We start from the raw sequence: 16,815 nt of genomic DNA on the forward strand, positions 1-16,815 counted from the left end.
GAGTGCATGAGCGACACCCCGGACAGCGCCGTCCGTACGTACATCAATCAGCACAGCGCCGCCTTCCTCGACGACCTCGCCGACTGGCTGCGCATCCCGTCCGTATCGGCCCAGCCCGACCACGACGCGGACGTACGGCGCAGCGCCGACTGGCTCGCGGCCAAACTCAAGGAGACCGGCTTCCCGGTCGTCGAGGTCTGGCCCACGCCCGGCGCCCCCGCGGTCTTCGCCGAGTGGCCGTCCGGCGAACCGGACGCGCCCACCGTCCTGGTCTACGGCCACCACGACGTCCAGCCCGCCGCCCGCGAGGACGGCTGGCACACCGACCCGTTCGAGCCGCAGATCGTCGACGGCCGGATGTACGGCCGCGGCGCGGCGGACGACAAGGGCCAGGTCTTCTTCCACACCCTGGGCGTACGGGCCCATCTCGCCGCTACCGGCCGCACCGCCCCCGCGGTCAATCTCAAGCTGCTGATCGAGGGCGAGGAGGAGTCCGGCTCCCCGAACTTCCGCGCTCTCGTCGAGACCGCCGCCGCCCGCCTCGCCGCCGACGCGGTGATCGTGTCCGACACCGGTATGTGGTCCGAGACGACCCCCACCGTCTGCACCGGCATGCGTGGCCTCGCGGACTGCGAGATCGCGCTGTACGGCCCCGACCAGGACATCCACTCCGGTTCGTTCGGCGGCGCCGTGCCCAATCCGGCCACCGTCGCCGCCCGCCTCGTCGCCGCACTGCACGACGATGACGAACACGTCACGATCCCCGGCTTCTACGACGGCATCGCGCCGCTCACCGACGCGGAGCGCGAACTCTTCGCCGAGCTCCCCTTCGACGAGGCGTCGTGGCTGAACACCGCCAAGTCGCGCGGCACCCTCGGCGAGGCCGGCTACTCCACCCTGGAGCGCATCTGGGCCCGCCCGACCGCCGAACTCAACGGCATCGGCGGCGGTTACCAAGGCCCCGGCGGCAAGACGATCATTCCGTCCTCCGCCCGGCTGAAGCTCACGTTCCGCCTTGTCGCGGGCCAGGAACCGGAGAAGGTGGAGCAGGCCATCGGTGACTGGGTCGCGTCCCGCGTCCCGGCGGGCATCCGCCATGAGGTCACCTTCGCGGCGTCGACCCGCCCCTGTCTGACCCCGCTGGACCACCCCGCGCTCCAGTCGGTCGTACGAGCCATGGGCCGCGCCTTCGACGGACAGAAGATCCGCTTCACCCGCGAGGGCGGCTCCGGCCCCGCAGCCGACCTCCAGGACGTGCTGGACGCTCCCGTCCTCTTCCTGGGCATCTCCGTACCGTCCGACGGCTGGCACGCGCCCAACGAAAAGGTCGAACTGGACCTGCTCCTCAAGGGCGTGGAGACGACCGCCCACCTGTGGGGCGATCTCGCCGCCGCACTCCGCTGACCTGAACCCAATCCACCCGGGGGAGTTGGAAATAACTGTGAGCACCATCAGTAACGGCACCACGCACCGCTCGATCGGACTCACCGCGCCGAGCGGTATCGACCGCGAGGCGCACCACCGCCTCGACGAGGCCTGGCTGGCGGCAGCGTGGAGCCACCCGTCGACCCGGGTCTTCGTGGTCTCCGGCGGTCAGGCGCTGATCGACGACACCCCCGACGGCCGCACCGAACTCGTCATGACGCCCGCTTTCGAGGCTCCTGTCACCGAGACCCACCGCTACTTCCTGGGGACGGACGAGGAGGGGGTGCGCTACTTCGCGCTCCAGAAGGACGCCCTGCCGGGACGCATGGACCAGTCGGCCCGCCCGGCCGGACTGCGCGAAGCCGGACTGCTGCTCTCGCAGCGCGACGCGGGCCTGCTGGTACATGCGGTCGCGCTGGAGAACTGGCAGCGGCTGCACCGTTTCTGCTCACGCTGCGGCGAGCGCACGGTCATCGCGGCCGCGGGCCACATCCGGCGCTGCCAGGCTTGCGGAGCGGAGCACTACCCCCGTACCGACCCTGCTGTGATCATGCTCGTCACCGACGAGGAGGACCGCGCGCTGCTGGGCCGGCAGGTGCACTGGCCGGAGGGTCGCTTCTCGACGCTCGCCGGCTTCGTGGAGCCCGGCGAGTCGATCGAGCAGTCCGTGCGCCGCGAGGTCTGGGAGGAGGCGGGCGTCACGGTCGGCGAGGTCGAGTACATCGCCAGCCAGCCCTGGCCGTTCCCGTCCAGCCTGATGCTGGGCTTCATGGCGCGGGCGACGTCCTCCGAGATCAATGTGGACGGCGAAGAGATCCACGAGGCGCGCTGGTTCTCACGGGAAGACCTGCGGGCCGCATTCGAGTCCGGGGAGGTGCTGCCTCCCTACGGGATCTCGATTGCGGCCCGTCTCATCGAGCTCTGGTACGGCAAGCCGCTGCCGAAGCCCGGAGATGTCGCCTAGCCGACCGGCCGGGCTCTGTGTCCACCTGCTCGGACGGTCTGTCTGCTCAGACGCTGATCTTCTGCTTGACCTGGGCCAGCGAGGGGTTGGTCAGCGTCGAACCGTCCGCGAAGAGCACGGTCGGAACGGTCTGGTTACCCCCGTTGGCCTTCTCGACGAAGGCCGCGGAGTGCGGGTCCTGCTCGATGTTGATCTCGGTGTACGCGATGCCCTCGCGGTCCATCTGGCTCTTCAGCCGACGGCAGTAGCCGCACCACGTCGTGCTGTACATCGTCACAGTCCCCTGCATCGTCCCTGCGCTCCTCTGTTCGTCCCGCCAGATCTCGCCGGCTCTCGCTCGATGCGTGTTCGCACCGCGTAAGTGAACGTACGTGACCTGGCCACCATTCCCGCATTAGTACGACTGCTCTTGCCCCCCTGTGGACAACGGCCGCACCCATCTCCGCCGACCTGGCAGCATGGCGGTGTGACAGCAGCAACGCACTCCTCTCTTTTCCCACAGGTCCCCGAGTCGGCGGACGCGGTGCTCGACGGGCTCGACCCCGAGCAGCGCGAGGTCGCGACGGCCCTGCACGGTCCGGTGTGCGTGCTGGCAGGAGCCGGCACGGGCAAGACGCGCGCGATCACCCACCGCATCGCGTACGGCGTCCGCGCGGGGATACTCCAGCCCGCCAGTGTGCTGGCCGTCACTTTCACCAACCGCGCCGCGGGCGAGATGCGTGGGCGGCTGCGGCAGCTCGGCGCGGGCGGCGTCCAGGCGCGTACGTTCCACTCCGCCGCGCTGCGCCAGCTCCAGTACTTCTGGCCGAAAGTCGTCGGTGGCGAGCTGCCCCGCCTCCTCGAGCGCAAGATCCAGCTGGTCGCCGAGGCCGCCGCCCGTTGCCGTATCCGGCTCGACCGCAATGAGCTGCGCGACGTCACGAGCGAGATCGAGTGGGCCAAGGTCACCCAGACCGTGCCCGCCGACTACCCGGCCGCGGTCGCCAAGTCGCACCGCGACGCCCCGCGCGATCCGGCCGAGATCAGCCAGGTCTACGGGATGTACGAGCAGCTCAAGCGCGACCGCTCGGTGATCGACTTCGAGGATGTGCTGCTGCTCACGGTCGGCATCCTCCAGGACCGGCATGACATCGCCGACCAGATCCGCCGCCAGTACCACCACTTCGTGGTGGACGAGTACCAGGACGTCAGTCCGCTCCAGCAGAGGCTCCTCGACCTGTGGCTCGGGGACCGCGACAGCCTCTGCGTCGTCGGCGACGCCAGCCAGACGATCTACTCCTTCACCGGCGCCACCCCCGACCATCTGCTGAACTTCCGCACCCGCCACCCCGGCGCGACCATGGTCAAGCTGGTCCGCGACTACCGCTCCACGCCCCAGGTCGTCCATCTGGCCAACGGTCTGCTCAGCCAGGCGCGCGGCCGGGCCGCCGAGCACCGCCTCGAACTGATCTCTCAGCGCGAGGCCGGCCCCGATCCCGCCTACACGGAGTACGCGGACGAGCCGGCCGAGGCCGAGGGCACCGCCCGCCGTATCCGCGATCTCATCGCCTCGGGCGTCCCGGCCGGCGAGATCGCCGTGCTCTACCGGATCAACGCCCAGTCGGAGGTCTACGAGCAGGCGCTGGCCGACGCCGGAGTGCCCTACCAGCTGCGCGGCGCCGAGCGCTTCTTCGACCGGCCCGAGGTACGGGAAGCGGGAGTGGCCCTGCGCGGTGCCGCCCGCGCCGGTGGCAACGACTCGCTGCTCGACGACGCCGAGGGCCTGCCCGCTCAGGTCCGGGCAGTGCTCTCCACCAAGGGCTGGACCACCGAGCCACCTGCCGGATCGGGAGCGGTGCGCGACCGCTGGGAGTCCCTGGCCGCGCTGGTCCGCCTCGCCGAGGACTATGTACGGGTCAAGCCCGAGGCGACCCTCGCCGATCTGGTGGCCGAGCTGGACGAGCGCGCCGCTGCCCAGCACGCCCCCACCGTCCAGGGCGTCACTCTTGCCTCGCTCCACTCGGCGAAGGGCCTGGAGTGGGACGCCGTGTTCCTGGTCGGTCTCACCGAGGGCATGATGCCCATCACCTACGCCAAGACGGACGAGCAGGTCGAGGAGGAGCGCCGACTGCTCTACGTCGGCGTCACCCGTGCCCGTCTCCATCTCTCCCTGTCCTGGGCGCTGTCCCGCTCGCCCGGGGGCCGCGCCTCGCGCCGCCCCACCCGGTTCCTGAACGGGATGCGTCCCGGCTCGGCGGCCCCCGGTGCCCGCGGCGCGGGCGGTGCCGGTGGCATCGAGCGCGGCAGCGGCAGTCGGCGCAAGCGGCGCGGGCCCGTCCTGTGTCGCGTCTGCGGCAAGACGCTCACCGACGCGGGCGAGATGAAACTGATGCGTTGTGAGGACTGCCCCTCCGACATGGACGAGGCGCTGTACGAGCGCTTGCGCGAGTGGCGCTCGGAGCAGGCGAAGGAGCTGGGCCAGCCCGCGTACTGCGTGTTCACCGACAAGACGCTGATGGCGATCGCCGAGGCCGTGCCGGACAGTGAGGGCGAGCTGGCCGGGATCTCCGGGGTCGGCGGTCGCAAGCTCGAGCGCTTCGGAGCCGATGTGCTGACCATCTGCGCAGGTCAGGAAGTTGGAGGAGACGACGAGGAGGACTGATACAAACTCGTCGAAAAAATAGTTTGCGCCCGCCCCAGCAATCCCCATAGGTTCTTAACCACGGGAACAGCGAGCTTCTCTGAAGCCCTGTCCTCGTGCTGTACTTATACGAATACGCGCGATCGGCCCCGGCCGGTCCTCTAGACGCCGAGAGGAGGCGATTCCAGTGATCAGCATCAAGACCAGCTTCGTCAGCACCGCCAAAATGACCGATCGCTCGGTCGCCTCCGCCTGCTCGCTCGGCTTCTCCGCGGCGTTCAACGGCACCGGTGTGTCCGGCATTTCTGCCGCGCTTCCTGTGGCCGGCCTGGGCGGTCTCCCCGTCCTGGAGCGCAATGAGCGACCGACCAAGGCACTGGAAGCAGGAGTAGCAGCGGCAAAGGCTCGGGCCTATGCCTCTGCGGCGGCCAGTGCCGAAACCCAGAAGCAGACGAAGCAGCACCGCACGACGCAGCACCACACGATGTGGGCCTTCCGTGGGCTCGAACCCTGGAGTGATCCAGCCTGATTCAGAATCAGGCCGGCGCCTTCAGGGCCGCGGAACCCCACCCGGGATCCGCGGCCCTTCTGTTTTCCCTAAAGCGGGACGACAGGGCGAAGGGGCCTCGGGGCACGCAACACCCGGTACCAGCCGCCACCCGGCCAACAGGCCGGAACGACCAGACGAGGAACGACACCACCGTGCAACTCGAAGCGCACGCCCCGTCCGTACCGCCTTCCGAGACGATCCCCCCGCCCGCCCTCACGGAGGACTCCACCTTGACTCCGCTCACTGCGCTCTCCGCGCTCGATGACGCCATCGAGGCCCTCGGCGTACCCGTCCCCTGCCGTTCCTACGACCCGGAGGTCTTCTTCGCCGAGTCGCCGGCTGATGTCGAGTACGCCAAGTCCCTCTGCCGTACCTGCCCGCTGATGGAGGCCTGCCTCGCGGGTGCCAAGGAGCGGCGTGAGCCGTGGGGCGTCTGGGGCGGCGAGCTCTTCGTCCAGGGCGTGGTCGTCGCCCGCAAGCGGCCGCGTGGTCGCCCGCGCAAGAACCCGGTTGCGGCATGAACGCCATCGGAACCATCGACCGCCCCGTCACGCACGATCCCCAGAAGCTGGCCCCAATGACCTCTTCCACGAGCGAGCCGTCAGGCTCCGCCACCCCAGCCGTCACCACCATCGGCGCGAACGCCTCGCGTCAGAACAGGACCCGTGAGATGCAACTCATCCCAGAAGCCATGGCGCGTGCGCATATGCACGAGCGCCTTCGGGAAGCCGACGCGGAACGCCTGGCCGTTCGCCTGGTCGCCGCCCGGCGGATGCAGCGCCGCGCCGAGCGTGTGTCGATGCGCGCCCGCCGCGCACTGGCCATGGCCGTCATGCACTGACCGCACAAGAGCACTGCACGACAGACACTGACCCGCGGGGGCCGGTCCGAACGGACCGGCCCCCGCGGTGCGTTGTCCCGGTGGCCGGTCCCTTACGGGGTTATCGTCACCAGGTGGACCAGCAGCAGACTTCTCATCCTGCACAGCCGGGTTCCGAGAGCATCGTGTGCTCCCACTGCGGCGCGACCGCCGAGGGACCACCGCCCACCTGGACCTGCTCCGTGGAGAACGGCAGCCGTCACTACTTCTGCGACGACTGCGCACGCGCCAACATCAGGGCGATCGAGGGCAGGCTCGACTCAGCCTGGTGGTGACGACCGGGTGCCGCAGTGTGGCGCGGCGGCGGTCGCTCAGGCCTGAGCTCCGACCGCCGTGCTGTCCTCCTCGTCCTGCGGCAGGAACCCGGGCAGCCACGATTCGAGTTCGTCCCGCAGCCGCACGGTCGCGTTCAGCTGGCACAGCACCCCGATCGTGCTCAGCGTCACCCGGTGTATCAGCAGATACGACGGCGGCAGATTGAGCTGCTTGCCCAGCTGATGCGCGGGGGAGCGGATGTCGGCGATCCGGGCTGCCTGGTTGCGCATCCAGCTCCTGGTGAAGGTGAACTCCTCGGCCTCCGCCGGCTCGATGATCGGCAGCAGGTAGTCCAGCACCGAGTCCGGGTCGAGCTCTATGGACTCCTTGACGAAGCCCGCCTCGCACAGCAGCTCGTAGACCGCCTCGGCTTCGCTCTCGAGTGTCATCCGCAGACAGTCGCCGATGGTCTGCGGCAGCCCGCCGGGCAGCCGGTCCACGGTGCCGAAGTCCAGCACGCCGAGCCGCCAGCCCTCGCCGTCCTCCTCCGGGAGCAGCCGGAAGTTCCCCGGGTGCGGATCCGCGTGCAGCAGTCCCGTACGGGCCGGGCCCGAGAAGAGGAAGCGGGCCAGCAACTGCCCCGCGCGGTTCCGCTGCTCGGTCGTGCCGTCGGCGATCACCTCGGCCAGCGGTATCCCGTCGATCCACTCGGTCACCAGCACCTGGTCGCACTGGTGCACCACATCGGGCACCAGCACATCGGGATCGTTCGCGAACTCCGCCGCATGCTCCCGCTGCGCCTGCGCCTCCAGCTCGTAGTCCAGCTCCTCCGACACCCGGTCGCGGAGCTCGGCGATCAGCGGCTTGATGTCCATCCCCGGAATCAGCGGCCCCAGCAGCCGGGCGAACCGGCTGAGCTGCGTCAGGTCGGAGAGCAGCGCATCCCCCGCCCCCGGGTACTGCACCTTCACCGCGACCTCGCGCCCGTCGTGCCACACCGCCCGGTGTACCTGGCCGATGGACGCGGCGGCCGACGGCTTGTCCTCGAACTTCAGGAACAGCTCCCGCCACTCCTCGCCCAGCCGCTCGTCCAGGACCGCGTGGACCGTACGCGTCGGCATCGGGGGCGCCGCGTCCTGAAGCTTGGTCAGGGCCGCGCGATAGGGGCCCGCGATCTCCTCGGGGAGGGCCGACTCGAAGACGGACATGGCCTGCCCGAACTTCATCGCACCGCCCTTGAGCTCGCCGAGCACCTTGAACAGCTGCTCCGCCGTGCGCTGTTGCAGCTCCCGGGCCACGATCTCCGCGGACTTGCCGCCGATCCGCTTACCCAGACCCCAAGTGGCACGGCCCGCGATGCCCAGTGGCAGCGCGGCCAACTTGGCGGTCCGGGTGACCGCCTTCCGGGGAAGATCAGACATGCGCCCCTCCAAATCCCAGACTGCCGTGCCGCGTGTGCCGTACAGCATTGCTTCGTTGACGGCGGTTACCCGGCCATTGTCTCGTGCGGCGGCCCGATCCCCGAGGTGTGCTCCCTCTCACTCTTCCCATCCGCACTGCAGACACAGTCGAGGTGCGGGGTGACCGTCTCTGATCGCCAGTCAAGCAGAGGCAGTGAAGCCTCCCAGCGCGCCCCGGTGCTCGCGGGCAGCTCCCCGTCGAGAAACGACAGCGCGTGCGCCGCCGTCATCCCTGCCACGGCCGTGGCCAGAGCGACATCGCAGGCCGGCACAGCTCTCCGGCGGACCGAGCGCCACTGTGCCAGCAGCCTGGGCCGCGCCGGGTCGCGCTCCGCCCTGCCCAACTCCAGACACCCGGCACAGGCCGTGCCGCCGGGCAGCACCAGCGGACCCACCACACCGGTCCCCTCGACAACTCCCGCATACAGATGGGGTGTCCCGGTGGCGATCCAGTCCTCGGCTGCGGCTGGATCGGGGGCATAGGCCGCCAGGCCGTCCCGTGGCGCGACGATGACCAGGGAGAGACCGGGCTCAGCGCACTCCGCGGCCCCTGCCGACTCGGCCGCGCGCGGCGGACGGTCGGGCGCGGACCGCCGCACCAGCTGCCGGGCCGCCGCGTCCCGCCGCTCACCGACCGCCTTCGTCGGCAGCCCGCCGGGCGCCACGTCCCACGGCTCAGTACATCCGCCGTCCAGCACCTCCACCCGGCCCACACCGGCCGCCGAGAGCACCGCGGCGACCGTCGCACCGACCCGTCCCGCGCCCCGGACCTGGACACGTATGGCCCGCCGCGCTGCCAGGCGCCGTATCCCGCCGCCCGGTTCCGAATGGACCACGGAGAGCGACGCCAGGTCGGGGCGCAGCCGGTCAAGGGCGCCGACCCGTTTCCGTAGCGCATCGGCCGCCGGGCCGCCTGCCGTCGGATCGTCGAGCAGCCCCGCCGCCGTCAACCGGTTCACCAGAGCGTCCAATTGTCCTTCCGGCAGACCTATCGACCGCGCCTCCTGGCGCAGCCACGGCAATCCCCGCGTCCCGTCGAGCAGCTCGATCAGGGCACCTGTCGCGGTGTCCACCGGACCGACCATCACCGCATGCGCGGGTGTCGCCCCGAATTGCACGGTCTGTCGCTCTCGCCATGCCCGCCGCAAGGCAGGCTTCACCGTCGGATGCATATTCGCTTCCCCCGTTGATCCGTCGTCCGGCCTCTCCACTGAACTGTTGTCAGAATGCCCGGCGGCGTCGACGAGTGTGAAAAGTTATCCACAGGTGCGGGCATTAGTCGTTCAAATGGTGCACGCCATGGAGTGGATCAAGCTCGAACCGTCCCGGAGGCGGGACTTCCTCCTCTGGCAGCGGGTAACGTCGGGGCGTGTCCGTCGACCCTTCCCCTCGCCTCGCTGGGGAGACCCCACCGCACAGCGCCGGAAGCCAACAGCGCAGCGCGACAAGCCACCCGCCCCGCGGATCGGGGACGAGTGCGGTCGAGGTCCGCAGGAGCGCCCGGCGCAGCAGAACGGTCTCGGCCTACCGGGAGGGTGACCGGACCATCGTCCTCATCCCCGCCAGGATGTCGGAGGCGGAGGAGCAGCGCTGGGTCAGCGTGATGCTCGACAAGCTCGCAGCGCAGGAGAGCAAGCGGATCCTCGGTGACACCGAACTTGCCGAGCGTGCCGAGCGATTGTCCGCCCAGTACTTCGACGGACGCGCAAGACCGACATCCGTGCGATGGGTGACGAATCAGAACACCCGCTGGGGCTCCTGCACTCCGGCGGAGGGCAGCATCCGCCTGTCACACCGCCTGCAGGGGATGCCGGAGTATGTCGTCGACTACGTGCTCGTCCATGAGCTGGCCCATCTGCTCGTGCCCGGCCACGGCCCGCGGTTCTGGCGGCTGCTGGAGGCGTACCCCCGCACCGAGCGGGCCAAGGGTTATCTCGAAGGCGTCGTCGCAGCCGACCGGCTGCCGCATCTGCCCGCCGCACGCGGAGAGTGACCGGCGGGAGCGACCGCCGACGGTCCTGTACCGAATGTGTACCGGCTTGGCTCAATGTCGGCCCCAGCAGTTAGCCTGGCGCGACGCAGTCACATTTCGGGATGGGGGACGGTCGTTACGCATGGCCAGGGAATTCCAACGCGGCCACAAGGCCAAGATCAGTGATCTCACGCCGGGAACGGATCTGTACGTAGGTGTGCAGATCGCCGCTCCTGGGCTGACCTTCGACATCAGCTGCTTCGGACTCGACGCCAACGAGCAGCTTTCGGACGACCGGTACTTCATTTTCTTCAACCAGCCGAAGTCACCCGAGGAGTCCATCCAGCTGCTCGGCGCGCAGTCCGGTGACACCGAGTCATTTCGCGTCACTCTGGACCGTATCCCGGCGAACATCCACCGACTCTCCTTCACCGCGACCATCGACGGTGCCGGGCAGATGTCTCAGGTCGGCCCCGGGTACATCCGTATCGTCGCGGGCGGCGAGGAGGTCGTCCGGTACGCCTTCAACGGTTCGGAGTTCTCCACCGAGCGCGCCGTGATGCTGGGCGACTTCTACCTGAAGGACGTGTGGCGCTTCGCCGCCGTCGGCCAGGGCTTCGACGGTGGCCTCGACGCGCTGCTGAAGAACTTCGGCGGCGAGGTCGCCGAGGAGCCACCGGCCGCGCAGCCACCGCAGGGTGCCGCGCCCTCGTTCGCGCCGCCCGCGCAGGCCACAGCGCCCGCCCCGGCGTTCGGCGCACCGCAGGCGCCTCAGATACCGCAGGCTCCTCAAGCACCGCAGCCGGCCCCCTCCTTCGGTGCTCCCGCAGTCCAGGCGCCCGCCCCTCAGCAGAACCCGCAGATGCATGCGGCGCCGACCATCGCGGCTCCGATGACCCCGCACGGCGGCACCGTACCCCCGCCGCCGGCTGCCCCGTCCCCGTACGGACAGCTGCCTCAGCAGCCGCAGTACGGCCAGGTCCCGGGGCAGATGCCGGGTCAGGTCCCGGGCCAGGCCCCGCAGCCGGGCGTGCCGTCGCCGTACGGACAGCAGGCCCCGTCCCCGTACGGACAGCAGCCTCCCGGCATGCCCCCCCAGGGCGTCCCGCAGGGCGTTCCCCAGGGAGTCCCGCAGGCCGGCGCCGGCCTGCAGGCCGCCCTCCAGCCCTACCGCGAGACTCCCACCGGCCAGCGCTGGACCCCGCAGAACCAGCAGCTCATGCGGGTCGATCTGACCATGGGTGGCACGCCGGTCCTCGCCCGCCAGGGCAGCATGGTGATGTACCAGGGCAAGGTCGATTTCAGCTACAAGGGTGCTGGTTTCGCCGGCCGGATCGTCGGCAATGCGACCGGCCAGGAGATGCAGCTGATGCGCTGCAGCGGCCGCGGCCAGATCTTCCTCGCCGAGAACGGTTCTCATCTGCACTCCATCGAGCTGCAGGGCGACGGCATCTGCGTCTCCGCGGAGAACGTCCTCGCCTTCGACGAGTCGCTGCAGCACGAGGTCCGCAGGATCGAGGGCCACGGCATCCCCGGCGGCGCCCTGTTCACCATGATGTTCCAGGGCACGGGCACGGTCATCGTGAAGACCCACGGCATCCCCGTGGTCCTGCCGGTCACGCCGACGACGTTCGCCGACTGCAATGCGGTCGTCGCCTGGTCGGCCGCGTCCCAGGTGATCCTCTCCAGCCAGGTCCGGCTGCGCCGCAACGCGTACCCGGGACACAGCGGAGAGACCATCAACCTCCAGTTCCGGGGCGCCCCCGGCAACTTCATCGTCGTCCAGCCGTACGAGGTCTGAGGGAGCCCGAAGAATGAACCAGCAACTCGCGGGCTTCGCCCCGACCCCGATCGCGGCCCGGATGGAGAACCACGGCCGCTCCATGCTCAAGGTCGCCATGGCCACCGGCCAGGACCTGTACGCACGCACCGGCTCGATGGTCGCCTACGAAGGCTTCGTCCAGTACGAGCCGAACCCGCCCGCCGTCCGCCAGATCGCCTCCCAGTGGGTGACCGGCGAGGGCGCGCCCATCATGAAGTGCTCCGGAGACGGACTGCTCTACCTCGCCGACTACGCCGCGGACGTCGTCGTCATCAACCTCAACAACGACTCGCTCTCGGTCAACGGCACCAATCTGCTGGCCTTCGACGCGCACCTGCAGTGGGGCGTCCAGCGGGTCAAGGGCATGGCCAAATTCGCCGGCCAGGGCCTGTGGAACGTCGAGGTCGCGGGCACCGGCTGGGTGGCCCTCACCTCGCGCGGTACGCCGATCGTCGTCGACTGCGGCCGTGGCGAGGACGAGACGTATGTCGACCCGGACGCCCTCGTGGCCTGGTCCCCGAACCTCAAGGTGAAGGGCAAGCGCAGCTTCAAGGCCTCCTCGCTGATCGGGCGGGGCAGCGGAGAGGCCTACCAGATGGGCTTCTCGGGCCAGGGCATCGTCGTCGTACAGCCGAGTGAGGACAGTACCGACCGCCTGCGGATCCGGAACTGAGGGGGAGGAGTACACATCATGCAGAGTCCGCTCTTCAGCTACACCGAACAGCAGTCCCAGGACCGGTACATCGTGCAGAACCCGCAGTTGCTGCGGGTCTCGCTCACCGGCCATGACGACGTCCTCGCCCGCAAGGGCGCCATGGTCGCGTACCAGGGGCTGATGGACTTCGACGGCGAGTACCAGTCGAACAACCAGCGGCGAGCCCGTGCCAACACCGGTGAGGGCCTGGACCTGATGCGCTGCTCCGGGCAGGGCACGGTCTACCTTGCCAACCTCGCGCAGTACATCCATGTCGTGGACGTCGACCAGGACGGCATGACGGTCGACAGCGCCTATGTCCTGGCGCTCGACTCCACGCTGCACACCGAGGTCATCGCGGTGGACAGTCAGTACGGCATCTCCGGCTCCGGGAAGTACCAGCTCAATATCTCCGGCCGGGGCAAGGTCGCGCTGATGACCTCGGGCCAGCCGCTGATGATGCAGGTCACGCCGGACAAGTACGTCAATGTGGACGCCGACGCGATCGTCGCCTGGTCCTCCGCGCTGCGGGTGCAGATGCAGGCGCAGACACACTCCTCCGGCGTACGGCGGAGGCGCGGCAACACCGGCGAGGGCTGGGAGCTCAGCTTCCTCGGCCAGGGCTTCGCCCTGGTGCAGCCCAGTGAGGTCATGCCGCCGCAGAGTGCGGAGATCGGACAGGGCCTGCGCGCCCAGTACGGCATGGGCCAGCAAGGGGCCCACGCTCAGAACCAGAACAACGCCTGGAACTGACACGCACCAGGCACACAGGTAAGGGGCAGCCTCAAAAGAGGCCGCCCCTTACTCATGCCCCCTTACCCAAGCCTCGTACTCATGCCTCGTACTCATGAACTGCTCGCGACAGCGCCGCGCGGGTACGCTCAAGCAGCCGTACGACCGACTCGTCGGCCACACCCGCCACCTCGTCGTACGCGAACCAGCGCAGATCCAGCGACTCCTCGCTGATCTCCTCGACCGCCCCGGCCGGAGCCAGCGCTGCGTACTGCACATCGAGATGCCAGTGACAGGGCGCCGGAATCGCATGCCGGTCCAGCCGCACAGGACCACCGGGCAGCAGGGTCAGCCCCTGGATCCCGGACTCCTCCGTGGCTTCGCGCAGCGCGGCCAGAGCCAGTGTCGCGTCAACCGGTTCGCAGTGGCCGCCCATCTGCAGCCACATGCCGAGCTTCTTGTGCAGGGTCAGCAGCACCCGGCCGCGCTCCGCGTCGATCACCAGCGCGCTCGCCGTGACATGCCCGGCCTCGCAGGCCTTCCACATTCCGTCCGGGTGCGCCGCCAGATGGTCCAGGTAGACCTGGCGCAGCTCCTCCTGGTCCTCGTAGCTCTTCAGTACGAGTACGGCGTCGTCGTGCAGGCTCACTGGTCCTTGTCGTCCTTGTCGCCCTCGTCGTCCTGGGTGCTCTTCTCGACGTCGTCCTTGTCGAGATTCGGCTTGCTGCCACCGCCCGCGGCCTCCCCGAGCATCTTGTCCAGCTCCGAGAAGTCGAGCTGCTCATGGTGGACGAAGCCGTCCGGATCGTCCAGGTCGGTGGCCGTCGGCAGCATGTCAGGGTGCTCCCACAGCCCGTCGCGCCCGTCCACGCCCCGTGCGTCGGTGAGCGAGGCCCACAGCCGCGAGGCGTCCCGGAGTCGGCGCGGACGCAGCTGAAGACCGATCAGCGTCGCGAATGTCTGCTCGGCGGGACCGCCGGAGGCCCGGCGCCTGCGCAGCGTCTCGCGCAGGGCGTCCGCCGACGTCAGACGGGTCGAGGCCGCCTCGTGCACCACCGCGTCGACCCAGCCCTCGACCAGCGCGAGCGCGGTCTCCAGACGGGCCAGCGCCGCCTTCTGCTCCGCGGTGTCCTCCGGCTGGAACATGCCCTGCTGGAGAGCGTCCTGCAGCTGCTCGGGATGCGTCGGGTCGAACTGGCCGACCACGTCCTCCAGCTTGCTGGTGTCGACCTTGATGCCGCGGGCGTAACCCTCGACCGCGCCGAACAGATGCGAGCGCAGCCACGGCACATGGGCGAAGAGCCGCTGGTGGGCGGCCTCGCGCAGGGCCAGATACAGCCGCACCTCTTCCTTCGGCACGCCGAGGTCCTTGCCGAACACCTCGATGTTCAACGGCAGCAGCGCGGCCTTGCCGGCCGGGCCGAGCGGCAGGCCGATATCGGTCGAGCCGACCACCTCGCCCGCGAGCACACCGACGGCCTGCCCGATCTGCTGGCCGAACATCGCGCCGCCCATGGAGCGCATCATTCCGATCAGCGGGCCCGCCATGGCCTGCATCTCCTCGGGCAGCACATCACCCATGGCCAGGCCGACACGCTCGGCGACCGGGTCGACGAGCTGCTGCCACGCCGGGAGCGTCGCCTCGACCCACTCGGCACGGCTCCACGCCACGGCGGTGTTCGCACCGGAGGGCAGCGAGGTCGCTCCGTCCAGCCACAGGTCGGCGAGCCGCACGGCCTCCTCTACCGCGGTGCGCTCGGCCGGGCCCACGCTCTCGTCCTTGGTGCCGTCCGGAGTGCCCTGCGAGACCGTCTGACGCGCGATCTGCTTGGCCATGTCCCAGTTCACGGGACCGCCCTCGTAGCTCAGCATCTGGCCGAGCTGCTGGAAGGCCGCGCCCAGGTCGTTCGGGTTCAGCGAACCGAACATCGCGGCGAACGGATTGTCCCCGCCGCCCTCACCGGTACCGAACCCGAAAGGATTGGGCGGGAACTGCCCGCCGGAGCCCTGGCCACCTCCGGCGGGATCCTTCTTCTTGCCCTCGTCGCCGTTCTCCGGCTCCTCCGGCGGAAGGCCGAATCCGAATGGGGTGTCACTCACGGGTTTCCTCGGCTCGTAGGGCCGCCGGCTTCCTGCCGACGGCGACTGCCCGACAACACCACCCAGCGTAGACATCCGGGCCGCATATGGGCTCGGTGCTCCGCCGACTCTTGGCCTGCGGCAGGATGGACGCCACCTGGTACGCACGCGTCATTCGCGTACGTACTGAAGACAACCGCTGGAGACGCCTGGTGAGTTCCCCAGATCCGCAGGTTCGCGCAGCGCGAAACCACTCAACCCCGGCCTCGGGCCGCGGGTCCAACGGCCGTGGTCCCGTCGTCGCGGTCACCGGCGCCGCCTCGGGCGTCGGCGATCTGCTTGTCCGGCGGCTGGCCGCGTCCGAGGAGATCAAGCAGGTCGTCGCCATCGACGAGCGCCGGGGCGAGGTCTCCGAGGCGCAGTGGCACATCCTCGACGTACGTGACCCGGCCATCGCGGAGAAGCTGCGCGGCGCCGACGTGGTGGTGCACCTGGCCCTCGATCTCGACCTGGAGACCGACTCGGCCGCCCGTACGGCGTACAACGTGCGCGGTACACAGACCGTCCTGACCGCCGCCGCGGCGGCCGGCGTCCACCGGGTCGTCCTGTGCACCTCGGCGATGGTCTACGGGGCGCTGCCTGACAACGACATCCCGCTCTCCGAGGACGCGGAGCTGCGCGCCACCGCCGAGGCCACGGGCGTCGGCGATCTGCTGGAGATCGAGCGCCTGGGCCGCCGGGCACCGCGCGCCCACCCCGGGCTCAACGTCACGGTGGTAAGACCCGCCGTCCTGGTGGGCGGTACTGACACCGCGCTCACCCGCTACTTCGAGTCGCCGCGACTGCTCGTGGTCGCCGGATCGCGTCCCACCTGGCAGTTCTGCCATGTCGAGGACCTGGTGAGCGCGCTCGAGTACGCGGCACTGGAGAAGGTCGACGGGGAGCTCGCGGTCGGCTGCGACGGCTGGCTGGAGCAGGAGGAGGTCGAGGAGCTCAGCGGCATCCGCCGGATGGAGCTGCCCTCGGCGGTCGCCCTGGGTGCCGCGGCCCGGCTCCACCGGATCGGCCTGACCCCGTCCCCGGCGGGGGACCTGGCGTACACCATGCACCCCTGGGTGGTCAGTGTGAGCCGGCTCCACGACGCGGGCTGGCGACCTGAGTGGACCAACGAGGAGGTCCTGGCCGCGCTGCTCGAGGAGGTGGAGGGCCGCCACACCGTCGCGGGCCGCCGCCTGGGCCGCAAGGACGCCACGGCGGCCGGTGCGGCCGGTGCGACGGTCGCGCTGCTCGGCACGGCGGCCCTGGTGCGGCGTGCCCGTAAGGCGCGGCGCCGTATCTAACCACCTGCGGAGCCGCCTGCGA

Annotated in this window: 17 protein-coding genes; 12 read left to right on the forward strand and 5 right to left on the reverse strand. The window is 69.8% G+C overall.

Annotated features, from left to right (window positions below):
• Window positions 1-6: 6 nt before the first annotated feature.
• On the forward strand, window positions 7-1,404 hold the full coding sequence (locus ACFWDI_RS18395; protein ID WP_385305174.1) for a dipeptidase: 1,398 nt from the start codon (window positions 7-9) through the stop codon (window positions 1,402-1,404).
• 37 nt (window positions 1,405-1,441) lie between these two features.
• Window positions 1,442-2,389, forward strand: a complete 948-nt coding sequence (nudC, locus tag ACFWDI_RS18400; protein ID WP_385305176.1) for an NAD(+) diphosphatase — start codon at window positions 1,442-1,444, stop codon at window positions 2,387-2,389.
• 46 nt (window positions 2,390-2,435) lie between these two features.
• Here the strand turns inward: nudC and ACFWDI_RS18405 are convergent, their stop codons facing one another.
• Window positions 2,436-2,678: a mycoredoxin gene (locus tag ACFWDI_RS18405; RefSeq protein WP_327325938.1), complete on the reverse strand. Its 243-nt coding sequence runs from the start codon at window positions 2,676-2,678 to the stop codon at window positions 2,436-2,438.
• Between the two features lie 120 nt (window positions 2,679-2,798).
• Here ACFWDI_RS18405 and ACFWDI_RS18410 point away from each other — a divergent pair, with 120 nt between their 5' ends.
• The 5 genes from ACFWDI_RS18410 to ACFWDI_RS18430 all read left to right on the forward strand — a co-directional run bounded on the left by ACFWDI_RS18410 (window position 2,799) and on the right by ACFWDI_RS18430 (window position 6,714).
• The gene (locus ACFWDI_RS18410) at window positions 2,799-5,030 is read left to right on the forward strand and encodes an ATP-dependent DNA helicase UvrD2 (protein ID WP_385305178.1); all 2,232 of its coding nucleotides are present in this window, start codon (window positions 2,799-2,801) and stop codon (window positions 5,028-5,030) included.
• 166 nt (window positions 5,031-5,196) lie between these two features.
• The gene (locus ACFWDI_RS18415) at window positions 5,197-5,538 is read left to right on the forward strand and encodes a hypothetical protein (protein WP_385305180.1); all 342 of its coding nucleotides are present in this window, start codon (window positions 5,197-5,199) and stop codon (window positions 5,536-5,538) included.
• A gap of 173 nt (window positions 5,539-5,711) precedes the next feature.
• Window positions 5,712-6,080, forward strand: coding sequence for a WhiB family transcriptional regulator (locus tag ACFWDI_RS18420; RefSeq protein WP_327325941.1), 369 nt, complete (start codon window positions 5,712-5,714; stop codon window positions 6,078-6,080).
• Window positions 6,077-6,400 carry a hypothetical protein gene (locus tag ACFWDI_RS18425; protein ID WP_362686554.1) on the forward strand — a complete coding sequence of 108 codons (324 nt, stop codon included), beginning with the start codon at window positions 6,077-6,079 and terminating at the stop codon, window positions 6,398-6,400. Before ACFWDI_RS18420 ends, ACFWDI_RS18425 begins: the two co-directional genes overlap by 4 nt.
• 113 nt (window positions 6,401-6,513) lie before the next feature.
• Complete coding sequence (locus tag ACFWDI_RS18430; protein WP_385305183.1) at window positions 6,514-6,714, forward strand: hypothetical protein; 201 nt, start codon at window positions 6,514-6,516, stop codon at window positions 6,712-6,714.
• A gap of 36 nt (window positions 6,715-6,750) precedes the next feature.
• Here the strand turns inward: ACFWDI_RS18430 and ACFWDI_RS18435 are convergent, their stop codons facing one another.
• Together ACFWDI_RS18435 and ACFWDI_RS18440 are read right to left on the reverse strand one after the other, a co-directional pair.
• Window positions 6,751-8,115: an ABC1 kinase family protein gene (locus tag ACFWDI_RS18435; RefSeq protein WP_385305185.1), complete on the reverse strand. Its 1,365-nt coding sequence runs from the start codon at window positions 8,113-8,115 to the stop codon at window positions 6,751-6,753.
• Between the two features lie 65 nt (window positions 8,116-8,180).
• Window positions 8,181-9,326: a ThiF family adenylyltransferase gene (locus ACFWDI_RS18440; protein ID WP_385305187.1), complete on the reverse strand. Its 1,146-nt coding sequence runs from the start codon at window positions 9,324-9,326 to the stop codon at window positions 8,181-8,183.
• Between the two features lie 197 nt (window positions 9,327-9,523).
• Between ACFWDI_RS18440 and ACFWDI_RS18445 the strand changes: the two genes are divergently transcribed.
• The 4 genes from ACFWDI_RS18445 (at window position 9,524) to ACFWDI_RS18460 (ending at window position 13,395) form a co-directional block, all read left to right on the forward strand.
• Window positions 9,524-10,147, forward strand: coding sequence for a M48 family metallopeptidase (locus ACFWDI_RS18445; protein ID WP_385305189.1), 624 nt, complete (start codon window positions 9,524-9,526; stop codon window positions 10,145-10,147).
• A 121-nt stretch (window positions 10,148-10,268) separates the two neighbouring features.
• Entirely contained in the window at window positions 10,269-11,927 is a 1,659-nt protein-coding gene (locus ACFWDI_RS18450; RefSeq protein ID WP_385305190.1) for a TerD family protein, read from the forward strand.
• 13 nt (window positions 11,928-11,940) lie between these two features.
• Complete coding sequence (locus tag ACFWDI_RS18455; protein WP_385305191.1) at window positions 11,941-12,621, forward strand: AIM24 family protein; 681 nt, start codon at window positions 11,941-11,943, stop codon at window positions 12,619-12,621.
• A gap of 18 nt (window positions 12,622-12,639) precedes the next feature.
• The gene (locus ACFWDI_RS18460) at window positions 12,640-13,395 is read left to right on the forward strand and encodes an AIM24 family protein (protein WP_327325949.1); all 756 of its coding nucleotides are present in this window, start codon (window positions 12,640-12,642) and stop codon (window positions 13,393-13,395) included.
• Between the two features lie 79 nt (window positions 13,396-13,474).
• On the opposite strand, the gene ACFWDI_RS18465 is transcribed toward ACFWDI_RS18460, so the two are convergent.
• Together ACFWDI_RS18465 and ACFWDI_RS18470 are read right to left on the reverse strand one after the other, a co-directional pair.
• Entirely contained in the window at window positions 13,475-14,023 is a 549-nt protein-coding gene (locus tag ACFWDI_RS18465) for an NUDIX hydrolase (protein WP_385305193.1), read from the reverse strand.
• The gene (locus tag ACFWDI_RS18470; protein WP_385305195.1) at window positions 14,020-15,474 is read right to left on the reverse strand and encodes a zinc-dependent metalloprotease; all 1,455 of its coding nucleotides are present in this window, start codon (window positions 15,472-15,474) and stop codon (window positions 14,020-14,022) included. The genes ACFWDI_RS18465 and ACFWDI_RS18470 overlap by 4 nt, the downstream gene beginning before the upstream one ends.
• 191 nt (window positions 15,475-15,665) lie before the next feature.
• Between ACFWDI_RS18470 and ACFWDI_RS18475 the strand changes: the two genes are divergently transcribed.
• Entirely contained in the window at window positions 15,666-16,793 is a 1,128-nt protein-coding gene (locus ACFWDI_RS18475; protein ID WP_385305197.1) for an SDR family oxidoreductase, read from the forward strand.
• The last annotated feature ends 22 nt before the right edge of the window (window positions 16,794-16,815 follow it).

Source organism: Streptomyces sp. NPDC060064 (assembly GCF_042736455.1).
In the GTDB taxonomy this organism is placed as follows: domain Bacteria; phylum Actinomycetota; class Actinomycetes; order Streptomycetales; family Streptomycetaceae; genus Streptomyces.

Bases quoted from the DNA above. Each gene is read 5' to 3' on its own strand.
- ACFWDI_RS18395 (WP_385305174.1), top strand. From the start codon at position 7: ATGAGCGACACCCCGGACAGCGCCGTCCGTACGTACATCAATCAGCAC.
- ACFWDI_RS18405 (WP_327325938.1), bottom strand. From the start codon at position 2,678: ATGCAGGGGACTGTGACGATGTACAGCACGACGTGGTGCGGCTACTGC.
- ACFWDI_RS18425 (WP_362686554.1), top strand. From the start codon at position 6,077: ATGAACGCCATCGGAACCATCGACCGCCCCGTCACGCACGATCCCCAG.
- ACFWDI_RS18435 (WP_385305185.1), bottom strand. From the start codon at position 8,115: ATGTCTGATCTTCCCCGGAAGGCGGTCACCCGGACCGCCAAGTTGGCC.
- ACFWDI_RS18440 (WP_385305187.1), bottom strand. From the start codon at position 9,326: ATGCATCCGACGGTGAAGCCTGCCTTGCGGCGGGCATGGCGAGAGCGA.
- ACFWDI_RS18450 (WP_385305190.1), top strand. From the start codon at position 10,269: ATGGCCAGGGAATTCCAACGCGGCCACAAGGCCAAGATCAGTGATCTC.
- ACFWDI_RS18455 (WP_385305191.1), top strand. From the start codon at position 11,941: ATGAACCAGCAACTCGCGGGCTTCGCCCCGACCCCGATCGCGGCCCGG.
- ACFWDI_RS18460 (WP_327325949.1), top strand. From the start codon at position 12,640: ATGCAGAGTCCGCTCTTCAGCTACACCGAACAGCAGTCCCAGGACCGG.